The 14,588-nt window shown below is 67.5% G+C and carries 10 protein-coding genes; 2 read left to right on the forward strand and 8 right to left on the reverse strand.

Translation table 11 applies throughout. The features are described from left to right. Positions 1–30: 30 nt before the first annotated feature. The gene (ppsA, locus tag OV287_RS33075) at positions 31–2,382 is read right to left on the reverse strand and encodes a phosphoenolpyruvate synthase (RefSeq protein ID WP_267538033.1); all 2,352 of its coding nucleotides are present in this window, start codon (positions 2,380–2,382) and stop codon (positions 31–33) included. 700 nt (positions 2,383–3,082) lie between these two features. Next, entirely contained in the window at positions 3,083–3,580 is a 498-nt protein-coding gene (locus OV287_RS33080) for an NHL repeat-containing protein (RefSeq protein WP_267538034.1), read from the reverse strand. A gap of 232 nt (positions 3,581–3,812) precedes the next feature. On the opposite strand from OV287_RS33080, the gene OV287_RS33085 reads away from it, so the two are divergent. Beyond that, a complete protein-coding gene (locus OV287_RS33085; RefSeq protein WP_267538035.1) occupies positions 3,813–4,403 on the forward strand; it encodes a DUF4291 domain-containing protein in 591 nt (196 codons plus the stop codon). Positions 4,404–4,413: 10 nt separating this feature from the next. Here OV287_RS33085 and OV287_RS33090 read toward each other — a convergent pair whose 3' ends face one another. Beyond that, positions 4,414–5,178: an esterase family protein gene (locus OV287_RS33090; protein WP_267538036.1), complete on the reverse strand. Its 765-nt coding sequence runs from the start codon at positions 5,176–5,178 to the stop codon at positions 4,414–4,416. 86 nt (positions 5,179–5,264) lie between these two features. On the opposite strand from OV287_RS33090, the gene OV287_RS33095 reads away from it, so the two are divergent. Beyond that, positions 5,265–5,981, forward strand: a complete 717-nt coding sequence (locus tag OV287_RS33095) for a dienelactone hydrolase family protein (RefSeq protein WP_267538037.1) — start codon at positions 5,265–5,267, stop codon at positions 5,979–5,981. A gap of 41 nt (positions 5,982–6,022) precedes the next feature. Here the strand turns inward: OV287_RS33095 and OV287_RS33100 are convergent, their stop codons facing one another. The 5 genes from OV287_RS33100 to OV287_RS33120 form a co-directional block, all read right to left on the reverse strand. Further along, entirely contained in the window at positions 6,023–7,621 is a 1,599-nt protein-coding gene (locus tag OV287_RS33100; RefSeq protein WP_267538038.1) for a sensor histidine kinase, read from the reverse strand. A 13-nt stretch (positions 7,622–7,634) separates the two neighbouring features. Beyond that, positions 7,635–10,232, reverse strand: a complete 2,598-nt coding sequence (locus OV287_RS33105) for a response regulator (RefSeq protein ID WP_267538039.1) — start codon at positions 10,230–10,232, stop codon at positions 7,635–7,637. 204 nt (positions 10,233–10,436) lie between these two features. Next, complete coding sequence (locus OV287_RS33110; RefSeq protein ID WP_267538040.1) at positions 10,437–11,684, reverse strand: threonine aldolase family protein; 1,248 nt, start codon at positions 11,682–11,684, stop codon at positions 10,437–10,439. Positions 11,685–11,730: 46 nt separating this feature from the next. Continuing rightward, on the reverse strand, positions 11,731–13,113 hold the full coding sequence (locus OV287_RS33115; RefSeq protein ID WP_267538041.1) for a DUF4785 family immunoglobulin-like domain-containing protein: 1,383 nt from the start codon (positions 13,111–13,113) through the stop codon (positions 11,731–11,733). Between the two features lie 20 nt (positions 13,114–13,133). Further along, positions 13,134–14,513, reverse strand: a complete 1,380-nt coding sequence (locus OV287_RS33120) for a hypothetical protein (RefSeq protein WP_267538042.1) — start codon at positions 14,511–14,513, stop codon at positions 13,134–13,136. Positions 14,514–14,588: the final 75 nt, after the last annotated feature.

Below are 14,588 nucleotides of genomic sequence, written 5' to 3' on the forward strand. Positions count from 1 at the left end.
GTCATCGGCTGGCGTGCCAGGCCCTTGTCCTCACCGCATTCGTGCGGCCTCCAGCAGCAGGCGGCGCTCAGCGGCGGCGACCACCCGCCGCGCCGCCCCCACCGCGCCCGGGTCCACCGAGATGGAAGTGATTCCCGCGCGAACCAGATGCTCGGCGAACTCAGGCCGATTCGAGGGGGCCTGGCCACACAGGGAGCACGTCATCCCCGCCTCCCGGCTGGCGTGGATGATGCGGACGATCGCATCCAACACCGCCGCGTCCGACTCGTTGAACAACTCCGCGCACATCTCCGAGTCCCGGTCCACCCCGAGCATGAGCTGGGTCAGGTCGTTCGAGCCGATGGACACTCCCGTCACCCCCAACCGCGCGTACTCGGGGATGCGGTACACCACCGAGGGCACCTCCGCCATCACCCACCGCTCCAGTCCGCGCTGCCGCCCCAGGGGGCTGGCGTCCAGCAACTCCAGGCACGCCTCCAGTTCCCAGAGCGTGCGCACGAAGGGAATCATCACATGCAGGTTGGGCGAGTCCTCCCGCACGCGCGCGAGCGCCTCCAACTCCAGCCGGAACACCTCCGGCTCACGCAGGTAGCGGTAGCATCCGCGAAAGCCGATCATCGGGTTGGCCTCCACCGGCTCGTACTGCGCGCCGCCCTCCAGCCCGCGGAACTCATTGGTGCGGAAGTCCGTCGTCCGGTACACCACCGGCCGCGGATGGAACGCCCGGGCAATCTCCCGGAGCGGGCCCACCATCCGCTCCACGAACTCGCGCTGCCGCCCCTCGGCGATCAGCTTGCGTGGATGAACTCCGGCAAACGCATCGGTGAGGAGGAACTCCGCCCGCAGGAGCCCCACCCCATCCACTGGCAGCGCGGCCGCCTCACCCGCCTGCCCCGGCAGGGCCAGGTTCACGTACAGCTTCGTCGCCAGGGGCTCGAGCTCGCGCGCTTCGGCGAGCTGTGGCGCCTCCACCGCCCGCACCGCTTCCACCCGGGGCGGAGTCACCTCCTCCACCCGGCCCTCGAGCACCTCACCCGTGCTCCCATCCACCGTCACCTCTTCACCGTCGCGCAGCACCCGCGTGGCGTTGCGGGTGCCCACCACACAGGGCAGGCGCAGCTCGCGGCTGACGATGGCCGCATGGCTCGTCATGCCCCCGCTGTCGGTGATGATGGCCACCGCCCGGCGCATGGTGGCCACCCAGTCTGGCGACGTCATGGCGGCGACGAGCACCTCGCCCTTCTGCAACTTCCTTCCTTCTTCGGGACTGCGTAGCACCCGCACCTTCCCGGTGACGCGGCCCGGAGAAGCCCCCAGTCCCGTCACGAGCGCCGGCTTCCGGGCCTCCCGACCCGACTCGGGCGCGGTCCTGCCCAGCGTGGTGATGGGCCGCGACTGCACCAGGTACAACCGCTCCCCCTGCTCGGCCCACTCGATGTCCTGGGGCGAGCCGTAGTGCGCCTCCACCCGCACGCCCAACCGCGCCAGCGTCAGCACCTCCTCGTCGGCCAGCACCCGCCTGCGGGCCTGCTCCTCGCCCAGCGTCACGCGCCGGTCTCCCCCCCCGGGTGCGCGCTCCAGCAGGAAGTCCTTGTGCCCTACCCGCACCTCACGCAACCGCGGACCCTGCTTGTCCACCATGTACGTGTCCGGCTCCACCTGCCCGCCCACCACCACCTCGCCCAGCCCCCAGGCGGCCTCGATGACGAGCCGCTGCGTGTCCCCCGTGGCTGGGTCCGCGGTGAACATCACCCCCGAGCGTGCCGAGTCCACCATCTCCTGCACCACCACGGCCAGAGAGGGCAACTCGGTGAGGCCCTGGCTCTTGCGGTAGGCCACCACCCGCTGCCCAAACGCCGAGGCCCAGCACTCGCGCAGCCTCGCCAGCACGGCCTCGTCACCGACCACGTGGGTATACGACTCGTGCATGCCAGCGAACGAGGTGGCGGACGTGTCCTCGTCCGTCGCCGAGGAGCGCACCGCCACCGCCTGATCCCCGCCCAGGTGGTGGTAGGCCTCGAGCACGCTCTCCAGCAGCGCGGCTGGCAGCTCCACCTGGAGCACCAGTTCACGCAGCTCGGCCGAGCGCTCGGCCAGCAACTCCGGATTGTCCACGTCGATGCTCCGCCACAGCTCACCCAGTCGCGACAGGAGCGGCCGCAGGGCTGCCTGGAACGCTTCCGAGGTCACCACGAAGCCCCGGGGAACCGGCAGCCCCGCCTGGGTCATTTCGCCCAGGTTGGCGCCCTTGCCCCCCGCGAGTGCCACGTCCTCCCGCGAGAGCGAATCGAGCCACATCACCCATGGCCGCGGCTGCTCGCCCGGGCTCTCCCCTCGCGTGTCCCGGACCGGCGCCTGCCCCGTCTCCGTCGTCGTTTCCATGTGCACCAAAGGGTGGGGATGGAGACGGTATGGAGCGACCTGCCCGCTGGCGCGGGGCGGACGAACGGCCAGTCCTCAGCGTCTCCCTTGTCTCCCCCTATCGTGGTCCTCAACTTGCCAACAGCGTGTCCTCACCATGAACACCCTCAAGGGAGGGGGCTTTCCAGGACCGGGAAACCATGGCTGCTTTTCTCGGAATCTCGCTGTGGATCACCCTGGCCACTGTCGTGCCAGGATTGGCCACCATCGCCCTCGTGTACTGCGCGTTCATCACGGTGACGCCCGACCACAACCCCCCCTTTCACGCGGCCTTCGCGGATCTCAATGAGTGGATTCTCGCGGGGCTGGCCATCACGGTCATGGTGATGACGCAACTCGTGGGCATCCTGCTCGAGCGGACGTTCATGAAGCACCGCTGGCTCGGGCCCACGCGAAGATGGGTGAAGATACCGCCCGGTATCGATCCGCTGGGCACCACCCGATTCAAGCTCCACCCCTATGCCGAGTACGCGGGCCTATACCTGTTGCTCTCAGATTCTCGGCGGCCCCCGTCAGGCCCGGATTGCTGCCCAGCGGGAATCTCTGCGGCCAGGCCTGGAAGAACTGGGGCACGAACGGGAAGTCGTCGTTGGAGAAGGTCGTCTCCAGCAACGTCGGCCCGCCGTCCACCGCCAGTCTCCAGAGGTCGGGAGAGAACGTGTCATTGCCATCCCAGGTCACCGTGGACACCGATGGCATTGGCCTCTCCGAACGCCGTCTCGAGCAGCCGCCTCCACAACCTTGACCCCGACGGGGAAAACCTGCTCACAAAGGGAAGGAAGTCCCAGGGCTCGAACAGATCCGTGATGAGGGTGCCAGCGAGGTAGAGGTTGCCCTCGCTGTCCACGGCCACGCCACCCGACGTGCCGAACTGGAGCTCCTCGAAGACCCACTGGGCGTTGCCCCTGGCATCGAACTGGATGAGCACCACGGAACTGTCGGCGGTCGCGATGCGGGAGCCCAGGAACACCGCCCCGCGCAGGGTGGCGGCCAGGGCGATGTTTCCCGAGCGATCCGTGGCGAGCCCGTTCGCGTTGATGAAGCTGGTGAACTCCAGCGGGAAGGCCCTCGACCAGACGTGTCTTCCATTGGACCGGTAAGCCGCTGGGCCCAGCGCGTCGCGCCGGCTCGTGCACCAGGCTCCTCCTGGCCGGTCCACGCCTGCTCCACGAAACCGACCGCCTAATCCCCCTCGGGATATTGGGTTAAGGCGGCCCTGCGAGGCATCTTCCGCCATGCAGGGCTCACCCTTAACTGACTTACCCGAGGAGGATTAGATGCACCGGCGGATGTCCGAACCGGGCTCCGGGTCCAAGTCACAGCCGGAGACCGAGCCCGAGCACAAATAGGCGTCCTACCCGGCCACCTCGAGGGGTGGCTAATCTGTCCGGGTGACCAGCCACCGGGAAATCCGTGCCGACCATGATCGGACGTCCATCGTCGTGTACCAGGCCTATCCAGATGCCATCGCCGAGGTGGCGCTGGAGCGGCAGCGGTTCGGTCCACCGTTCTCGCTGAACCGGATGACGTGGATCAAACCCAGCTTCCTGTGGCTGATGGAGCGCAGCAACTGGGGGCTCAAATCCGGGCAGGAGCGGATCCTCGCCGTGCGCATCCGGCGGGAGGGGTGGGAGGCCGCGCTGGCGCTCGGGGTGCTGACCGCCTTCGAGCCGGCGGCCCATGGCACTCCCGAGAGGTGGAGCCGGGCTTTCGAGGAGGCGGCGGTCCACATCCAGTGGGACCCCGAGCGCTCGTTGCGAGGGCAGGCGCTTGCCCATGACAGCATCCAGGTGGGACTCGGGCGGACAGTCATCGGCCGCTACGTCGATGAGTGGATCCTATCCATCGAGGATCTCTCGGAGCGGGTGCGGAAGATCCGCAAGCTCCTCGATGCCGGGCGGGCCGACCAGGCCACGCGGCTCCTGCCGCGCGAATCCGTCTATCCAGTCCCCACCGGACTGATGCGGCGGCTCGGGATGTGACGGGAGACCGCTAGTATCCGAGCCGCTCACCCACGTAGTGATCGAGCTGCCGGTACCAGGTGGGCCAGTCGTGGGGCATGTCGTGGCCCCAGATGTCCAGGTTGTGGGGGATGCCCCGCTGATGCAGCAGCTGGCTGAGCTGCTCGGAATACCCGGGGTGCTCCCAGGCGCCGCGGCTCGTCACCAGGTGGATCCGGCTGTGGTGCCGCAGGAGGTCCATCTCGTGGCCCTCGAACAGGTTGGGGACGTAGGAGGCGGGGTTGTTGAAATAGACGTCGTCGTTCCAGAAGCCGTGGAGGAACTCCGGCTGGAGATCGTAGAAGCCGCCCAGCCCGAGGAGCAGCTCGAACAAGTCCGGCCGCCGGAAGAAGGCATTGGCGGCGTGGAAGGCTCCGAAGCTGGCACCCGCCGCGCCAATGCGCGCGTGGTCGTTCCCCAGGCAGCGGCGGATGTGCGGGACAACCTCCTGCTCGACATAGTCCGAGTAGCGCACCTGGTTGCGCGCCTTCTCGTGAATGCGCATGCCGGGGTTCATCCACGCCCAGGGGTTGATGCTGTTGATGCTGAAGATCTGAACCCGACCGGCGAACAGGTGATGCGCGACGGACTGGATGAGCCCCATGCGCTCGGCCTCGAGGAAATCGCCTCCGGCGGTGGGGAAGAGCAGCAGGGCCGGACCCCAGTGACCATAACGGACGATGGGCATGTCCATGCCCAGCCGGTGGCTGTACCAACCGAAGAGCTCACGGCGCAGGTTCGGATCGACGTTCGACATGAAGTCGGCAGATTCCAGAAGAACCTCCCGCTGTAAAGGCGTTTCCTCTAGAACCAGGACCCTCACAGCCCGGCAATGGAGACCCCTTGCACACCCAATATCTCGACTACACCGATGGCAACGTGACCTGTCAGGCCTTCATCGCGCACGAGGACGCGCGTGGAGCCAAACGCCCGTGCGTGCTGATCTCTCACTCGTGGGCTGGTCAGAGCGACGCCGAGCGCGCCAAGGCCGAAGAGTTCGCCCGCATGGGGTACGTCGGCATCGCCATCGACGTGTATGGCAAGGGCATCCGAGGCAGCCACTCCGCCGACAACAGCGCGCTCATGGCGCCGTACATGACCGACCGCGCCATGCTCCGCAAGCGCATGCTCGCCGCCGTTGAGGCCGCACGCGCGTACCCGATGGTCGACCCCCAGCGTATCGCGGCGATCGGCTACTGCTTCGGCGGGCTCTGCGTGCTCGATCTCGCGCGCAGCGGGATCTCCGACGTCAAGGGTGTGGTGAGCATTCACGGCCTCTTCGCGCCACCTCGGCTCGGAGACCAGGCACCGATCTCCGCCAAGGTGCTGCTCCTCCACGGCTGGGATGACCCGATGGCCAAGCCCGCGGACGTCCTGGCGATCACCCAGGAGCTGACCGCGGCCAAGGCCGACTGGCAGCTTCACGCCTACGGCCACACCATGCATGCCTTCACCCATGCGCAGGCGGCCGCACCCGAGCGAGGCCTCCTGTACAACGCCGCCGCGGCCCGGCGGTCCTGGACGGCCACGCGGAACTTCCTCGAAGAGGTGTTCGCCTGACGACCGGCTCACCGGGTGAGGCGTGAGCGGGCCCGCCTCCCTCACAGAGAGGCGGGAGGAGCGTCGGCGAGCTCGTGGAGGGTGAAGGAGAAGGTGGCGCCCTGGCCCACCTGGCCCTCGCCCCAGATGCGGCCCTTGTGGCGATGGATGACGCGCTGCACGGTGGCCAGTCCCACCCCGTGGCCTTCGAACTCCTGCTGGGTGTGCAGCCGCTGGAAGACGCCGAAGAGCTTCTGCTGGTAGTCCATGTTGAAGCCAGCCCCGTTGTCCCGCACGAAGTAGACGCGCCCGGTCCCCTCCCCCGGCCGGGCGCCGAACTCAATCTCCGCCACCGACCGATCGCGGGTGAACTTCCAGGCGTTGCCCATCAGGTTCTCCAGCACCAGGCGCAGCAACTGGGCATCCCCTCGGTCCACCAATCCATCCTGAATCCGGAAGTGCACGGTGCGCTGAAGCTGCCCGTGCTGGAGTTGGTCGGAGACGGAGTGCGCCAGCTCGGACAGGTTGACGTCCGTCTCCACGAGCGCAATGCGGTTCACTCGAGAGAGCGAGAGGATGCAGTCGATGAGCTCGCCCATGCGATGGGCCGAAGCGCGGATGCGCTGGACGTAGTCCATGCCGGTGGCGTCCAGCGTGTCAGCGTAGTCCTCGAGCAACACGAGGGTGAAGGTGGAGATGCCGCGCAGCGGAGCGCGCAGGTCATGGGCCACCGAGTAGGCGAAGGCCTCCAACTCTCGGTTGGAGAACTCGAGCTGGGCAGTGCGCTCGGCGATACGGCGCTCCAGCTCCGTGTTGAGCTGACGCACCTGCTCCTCGGCCTCGCGACGCAGGGTGATGTCGGTGACCATCGCCATGGCCCCGATGTATCTGCCGCTCTCATCGTGGAGGGGGGTGTTGGAAATGAGGGTCCAAATGGACGTCCCATCCTTGCGCACCAGCCGGAAGTCCTTGAGGACGGCGGAGCGGCCCTCGAGTCGCTCCTCCATGTACTCGCGGGTGATGACGTGGTCCTCCTCGTTGATGAAATCGAAGAGGGTCTTGTCCATCATCTCTTCAACCGTGTAGCCCAGCATCTCGACGAGATAGCGGTTGACGTAGGTGGTGCGGTTGTCGGCGTCGACCGCCCAGAGGCCCTCCTGCGCGGATTCCACGAGGAGTTGGAAACGCTGCTCGGTCTGGCGCTGGCCGGCCTCGGCCTGACGTTGGTCATGGGTATCGCGCAAGCTCAAGGTGGCCCCCAGGAGGACTCCCTGGTTGTCGCGCACGGGCCTGGCTTTCGCGCGGAAGTGCCGCCCCTCCGGGTGGGAGGCATTCCGGACGAAGAGGTCCTCCTCGGGCGACTCCTCGCCCTGGAGGGCGCGGTACATCGGGAGCCGCTCGGACGGGCACGGCGTCCGCGTGTCCGGGTAGAAAACGCCGTACCGCGCGCTCCAGCTCTCCGGGTTGGAGTCCGTGAGCCCAAGGCCGAGGATCCTCCGGGCCACGTCGTTGATGTAGAGCTGGCGGCCCTTCGCGTCGACCACGGCCAGGCCTTCCGTGGAGTGGTCGAGGATGGCTCGCAGCAGGGGCTGGTGCTCGGCCTGGAAGAGACTGATGGCCACCTCGTCAGGAGGGATGGCCGGGTTGCGCGGTACTGTCATGTGGGACCTGAAATCAAGAGGGTCTGCCGGAAGCCTTTACCTCCTCCAACGCGCTCTTGAGTTGGGGGAGCGCATAGGGTTTGGGCAGCAGCACGGCTCCCGACACCTCGCCGCCCGCGGTGACCACCGAAGCGCCATGGCCAGAGGCGATGATGACCCGTAGCTTGGGATGACGGCAGACGGCTCCACGGGCCAGCTCCAGCCCGGACATGCCGGGCAGGCTCACATCCGTGAACAACACGTCGAAGGCACCGACAATGAGCGCCTCGTGTGCCGCTTCTGCGTTCGCTACGGCCAGCACCTGATGGCCGAGCACCTCCAACAGCTCGCAGGCGGAATCCCGGATGTCCGTATCATCTTCCACGAGGAGGATGTGCAGGGCCCCCGTCTTCGCGGTCTCGGAAGCGCGCGCGGACCCGGCGTGCACCTGGGTCGCCAGGGCTGCCCGTGAAACCAGCCGCTGCTGACGGTTGCGAAGCATGTGGCGGAGCTTCCGGGCCAGGTCCTCTCGCCGATAGGGCTTGCTCAGCAGGCTGACGCCGGGATCCAGCCGGCCTCCATGGACGATGGCATTCTCCGTGTAGCCCGACGTGAACAGCACCTCGAGGTCCGGAAGGATTGCCTTCGCCTGCCGGGCGAGCTCGGGGCTGCGGACCGGGCCCGGCATGACCACGTCGGTGAACAGCAGATCCATGGGCATGCCGCTCTGGATGACCGCCAACGCGCTCTGCCCGTCGGAGGCCTTGAGCACGCGATAGCCGAGCTCCGTCAGCAGCTCCACGACCGTGGCACGCACCTCGGGATCATCCTCGACCACCAGGATGGTCTCGGTCCCTCCCTCGATCGGGCCCGTCACGACCTCGGCAGGCGCCACCTCGGCCTGGAGCGAGCGGGGGAGATAAATCTTGATGGTCGTCCCCTGCCCGACCTCGCTGTAGATCTTGATGTGGCCGCCCGTCTGTTTGACGAAGCCATACACCATGCTCAGGCCCAGCCCGGTGCCGCGGCCCTCGGGCTTGGTGGTGAAGAACGGCTCGAAGGCCCGCTCCAGGATCTCTTGCGACATGCCGCAGCCGGTGTCGGAGATGGCCAGCATCACGTAGTGGCCGGCCACCACATCCTGATGAAGCAAAGCGTAGTGGTCGTCGAGCATGGCATTGCCAGCCTCGATGGTCAGTCTGCCATCCCCCTCCATGGCGTCACGGGCGTTGATCGCCAGGTTGAGGATGACGTTCTCGAGCTGATTGGGATCGGCGAGCGTGTTCCAGAGACCACCGGCGACGACGGTCTCGATCTCGATGCCCTCTCCCAGGGCGCGCCGCAGCAGATCTCCCATGCCACGGACCAGCCGGCCGAGGTTGATGACCACGGGATCCAACGGTTGCCGCCGAGCGAACGCGAGCAGCTGGGCCGCGAGCCTGGCACCACGCTCGACAGCACCGACGGCCGTCTCCAGTCGCCGCTGGGCCCGCTCGTTGCCTGCAATGTCCCGCTGCAGGAGCTGGAGATTGCCACCGATGACCTGGAGCAGATTGTTGAAGTCGTGCGCCACGCCGCCGGTGAGCTTGCCCACCGCCTCCATCTTCTGGGACTGCCGCAGCGCGACCTCGGTCTGGCGCCGCTCGGCCTCGCTCTCCCGGAGGGCGCGGGTGCGCTCGCGGACCAACTCCTCGAGGTGCTCGCGATGCTTGCGCAGTTCGTCCTGGGCGCGCTTCTGCTCGGTGACGTCGTGGCCCTGGGCGAAGATACCCGTGACCTTCCCATCCGGCCCCATGACGGGCTGGTACACGAAATCGACATACGCTTCCGTGAGCGGCGCGCCGGGCTCCCGCTGCACGAAGAGTTGCTGGCCGCGACCGACGACGGGTTCCCCCGTCCTGTAGACCCGATCGAGCAGATCCAAGAAGCCCTGCTCCGCGACCTCGGGAAGAGCCTCGCGGACGGGCTTGCCGAGGATCTCCCTGTGCCCGACGAGCTGGTAGTAGGAGGGATTGGCCAGCTCGAAGATGTGATCGGGCCCCTGCAGGAAGGCCACGAATCCGGGCGCCTGCTCGAACAGCCGGCGGAGGAGGAGGCGTTCGTTGTCCAGGAGCTTGTTCGTCTCCTGGACGAGCTGTGCGCGGTGGAGGACGCCTGCCTCCACCTGGTCCAGGGGAGCCGCACCGTCCCGGGCTGCTTCCGCGGCCCTCACGGTCTGCTTGAGCCGGTGCAGCTCGGTCACATCCACTGTGTGTTGAAGGATGAAGGCCACTTCGCCCCGGGCATCGAGAATGGGCGTATGGGTGGCACTCCAGTAGCGGTCCTCGACGATCACGCCTTCATCCGTCTGGCGTGGGACCCGGTAGGGAATCAGCGCCAGGGTGTCCGGTACCCGCTGGGCCAAGACGCGCTCGAATGACTCTCGCAACATGCGCGCGCTGTCGTTGTTGGGGTCCGCTGGATCATTGGGGAAGGCCTCGAGGACGTGACGCCCCACGAGCGCCTCGAGCCGGCTGGCCGTGACCCGTAGGTAGGCCTCGTTGGCCGCGACGTATCGCAGCTCGCGGTCCAGCACCATGTAGGGATTCGGGGAGAGGTTGAAGAGCGTCTTGAAATCGAGGGTGTCGTACATGAGGGAACGCGTCTCGGACGCGAGACGCTAGTTTCACAAACACTCAACAGGGCGTGATTCCACCTTCTAGGTTGTGCATCCAACATCAGGGAGGCTTCACAGGGCTGAAAGGGTCACAGGAACCCCAGCCACCGCTCTGCCCCCCTGGCTGCCGCATCCCCGAGCGTCCAGCCACACGTGCGCTCCCAGCCACGCTGATGCGGCTCACGCCGCTTCGAGCAACCGGAGGAAGGCCCGCGCGGCAGCCGCGTCCTCGAGGCCCGCGAGCTCCTCACCCACCTGCAGCTCCGTCTCGACAACTCCAGGCACGCGCGTCTGGCCGAAGCCGTTGGTCACCCAGATGCCGTTCTCGCGGGCGATGCGGTCGCGCTGTCGAGCCAGGGCCGCCGGGTCGCCACGCAGGAAGACGTGGAACATGTTCGTCTGCACGGGACGGGGCAGCACCGTGAGCCGGGAGTCCGCCGCCAGCGCCTCGGTGAGGGACTTCGCGCGCTGGACGTAGCCGGGAATGCGGGCCAGCGTCTCGTCCAGACGCATTGCCGCCGACGCCACGTAGGGCCACATCTGGAAGATGTTGCCGCCGTGCCGGTGCCGCCAGAGGCGCGCGGTGCGGATGAAGTCGCGCCCGCCGGCCACCATCGCTCCGCCCAGGGCACCCACCATCTTGTAGAAGGACACGTAGACGGAGTCGAAGCCCCGGCAGATGTCCGCGTAGGAGCGCCCGTAGAAGGGCTGGCTCTCCCACAGGCGCGCGCCATCCATGTGGAGCTTCACACCCCGCTCGCGGCAGGTGGCCTTGAGCTCCTCGAGCTGCTCCCACGACTGGAGCTGTCCACCCAACCACCGCACCGGCAGTTCCACACTGACGACATCGAGCGGCTCACGCGCCTCGCGCACGTCACCCGCGAGCACTGGCCGCGTCCAGGGCGAGAGCTGCACCGCGCGCAGCCCATGCAGCACGGCATAGCTGTCATTCTCGTGCAGCACGTGATGGGAGGAGGGATGCACGCCCACCGTGCGTCTGCCCCCAGCATCCGCGTATATCCGCAGCGCGATGAGCTGGCCCATGGTGCCGGTTGGCATGAAGCACGCGTCCTCGAAGCCGAGCAGGCCCGCCACGCGCTTCTCGAAGGACTGCACGAGCTCGCCGTTGCCGTACACGTCCCCCTTCAGTCCCTGGCGCTGCATCCACTCGCCGATGCGGATCAACTCGGCGCCCTCGTTCTCGGGGGAGCCAGGCACGAGCGAGGCGCGGCAGCCGCGCCGCAGCCGCTCGAAGTCCTCCCGCGAGGGGCCAGACGGAGTGGCCGGGGCCGCAGCGGCGGCCTCTTTCTTCGGTGCGGGGGGAACCTTGGGCGCGGCGGCTTCCGCCGTGCCTCTCAGGAGCGTGGTGCCGGCCAGCAAGCCGGTGAGGGCGAGGAACTCGCCCCTGCTGTAATCGCGTTGGGCCATGGGAGAACACCTCTTGGATGTTCCCCCTACCCTACTGGATACAGGACTACTGGCCGACGTCGAACTCACCCGCGCGCAGCAGGTTGTCGATTGCGGGCGTCACCTCGGAGGCCGCCAGCTCGGAGACGCGGACCGCCGGCATACGGATGTCCAGGCCCTTGGCGAGGCGGTGGTACAGGGTGTTGGTGCCAAGTGAGTAGAGCTGCAGCCCGCGCAGCGAGTAGCTGCCATCGAGCTTGGAGAGCCCCGCGTGGCCCGCCTCGAAGCGCAACGTGAGGGTGTGCGTCCCCGAGCCGAGCAGATCCGTCACCTGCGCCTCGGCCACCGGCCGCTCCACGCCCTGGGCATCCGTCGCCACGAGCGTGCCCGACACCTCGTACCGGTCGAGCGCCTGACTCTCGAGCACCACGTCCAGCTCGAGCGCCGTCACCTTGCCGCTCGGCTCACGCACCAGACGCGTCTTGCCCGCCGAGGCAATGCGCGCCGTCGGCACCGCGAAGCCGAACGCCGTCTGCCCCAAGCGGTCGAACTCCTGCCCACCGACGGAGCCCACCGCGCGCACCTCCAGCACCCACGAGCCCGGCTCATCGCGCTCGTCCATCGCGCGCGAGACCATGGCGCGGTACTCGCCGCCCGCCTTCACCACCGGCACCTCGCGGACGCGCTCGAAGCGCGGGTTGTAGAGCCATGCCTCGTAGCGCACGTGCTTGAGCTTCTCCTGCGACGTCACGCCCACCGTCACGTAGCCGTCGCTGCCCGGGAAGAGCTGCATCGCCGAGGCCGTGAGCGACAGCTCGATGGAGGAGGAGGGCTCGCGCACTTCAATGGCCAGACCCAGCTCGGCCGCCTTGCGCCCGACCTGCACCTTGTAGCGGCCGCGGCCCATCTTGCTGTCCATGCGCAGCATGGAGATGGGGCGGGAGATGCCCTCGGCCTTCATGCGCTCGGCGTCCATGCCCAGCGCCGCGTGGGCCGCACGCGACGCCCGCACGTCCGCGCGCAGGCCCTGGGGATCGAACAGCGCCACTTCGTGCAGCGCCTCCTCACCCAGCTTGGGGTTGTTGCCCTTGGGGATGAACATCACCCACGCGTCCTGGGGCTCGGTGATGGGGAGCTGAAGCTCCGTGGGGGCCGAGCCCGGCGCCACGTGGATGACGGTCGACTTGGAACGCCGCGTCTCGGGGGCGAGCGGAGCCGCCAGCGGCTGCTTGGGCGAGGTGGGGTTGGACACCGAGACGAGGCCCTTGCCGAGGCCCTCGGTGGCATCGCGCGCGTACAGCTTGCCCGGGGCCACATCACCCGGGGCGAGCGTGGCACCCGAAGCGCTGCGCAGGTTGGAGGACACGTTGGGCTCCTGGGTGAAACCCCCGAGGAGGAGGACCGCCAGCGAGAGGCCGGCGGACTGAACGATGGAACGGTGGAAGGTCATGGTCGTTCTCTCTCTCGGTCTCAGTGCAGCGCCTTCACGACGGTGTAGTTGTGGATGCCGTAGTAGGTGTCCCAAGCGAGGGCCCCGCACCAGTTGGAGCCGCCCGGAGGCGCCTGCACGCAGTCATTGGAGCCCGTCGAGCCGGTGGTGGCATCGAAGCCGTACTTGGCCACCAGGCACGCGTCGCAGACGCCATCGCCATGCCACGAGTCGGGGCAGACCTCGTTCCAGGTCAGGTAGTAGTTGGGGTTGATGTACGGGTTCCAGCTCGCCGTGCTCGGGATCTTGTAGCTGCTCGAGTAGCCATAGGCGATGAGGCAGTCGGGCTCGACCTGGCCGTTGTTGAGCTGGCTGGTGGTGCAGCCGTACTTCCAGACCGTGTTGCCGGTCATGAAGTCCGTCGCGTAACCCGACGCGTAGTTGTTGCAGGCCTGGCCGGCGGCCGCCACGGCGGTCTCGGGAGGGTAGGTCTGCTGCGAGGGCGCGGGGATGGGGGCATTGGCCACCTTCTGCGCGATGATGTTGCCGCTGTTGTGGCAGCTGCGGCGCGACTGGTGGTGGTGGAGTCGGCCGTCGTCGATGATGATGTTGCCGAAGTAGCCCGAGCTGTCGTTGCCGATGAAGCCGTCCGTGCCGGCGTTGAAGCTGCCCCAGCCGAGCAGCGCCGCCGCCTTGAGGCCGATGGAGTAGAGGTAGCCGCCGCAGTGCGCGTCGCTGGAGAAGAGGTTGGCGTAGACGCGGTTGCCGCGCACCACGGAGATGGCCTTGCCACCAATCGAGGTCGCGCCCTGCGTGCCGCCAAAGGTGCCGTTCGAGTTGTAGACGCGCATGTTGTCCGTGCGCTGCTGCACGACGGCCGGGTTGTTGTAGCTACCACCGCCGAAGAACTCGACGACGGCGTTGGCGATGTTGAGGAACGAGCCGCTCGTCGTCACCTGGTCGGCCAGCGGCGTGCCCGTCAGGTCCGGCGCCGAGAAGATGACCTGGGAGATCTTGCTCGTCACCAGGTTGACCGCGTAGCCATTGGCACTCACCGCACCGGTGTGCGTGAGCATGTAGCGCAGCGGGCTCGAGCCGTTGGAGTGGGTGATAACGGTGAAGCTGGAGATGCCGTTGGCGTTCACCCACGGGACGATCTGATCGACGATGGAGCCCCAGCTACACTGGCTGAAACCCGCGCAGCTCGCGCCGGGATATCCGACGATCAGATAGGGCCGGCCGTTGCGCATCGTGTCAATGGACTTCTGGGTCCAGTAGCCCGTCGTCGCCGAGCTCACGGACTGATCTCCGGTGCCGTGAACGAAGACCACGCCAGCGGTGGCATGGGCCTCGCCGCTCATACCGAGCAGCACGGCGCAGGCGGCGACAAGGGCCAACCCTGACCTGTGAAACAAGTGCATGGAAAAACCTCCTGGAGGCGTGGGGGGGAAAGGGGCCTCACACAGTGGTCGAGAACAAGACGATATATCAGAAAA

Origin of the sequence: Archangium lansingense (assembly GCF_026626635.1) — a bacterium.
Lineage (GTDB): Bacteria > Myxococcota > Myxococcia > Myxococcales > Myxococcaceae > Archangium > Archangium lansingense.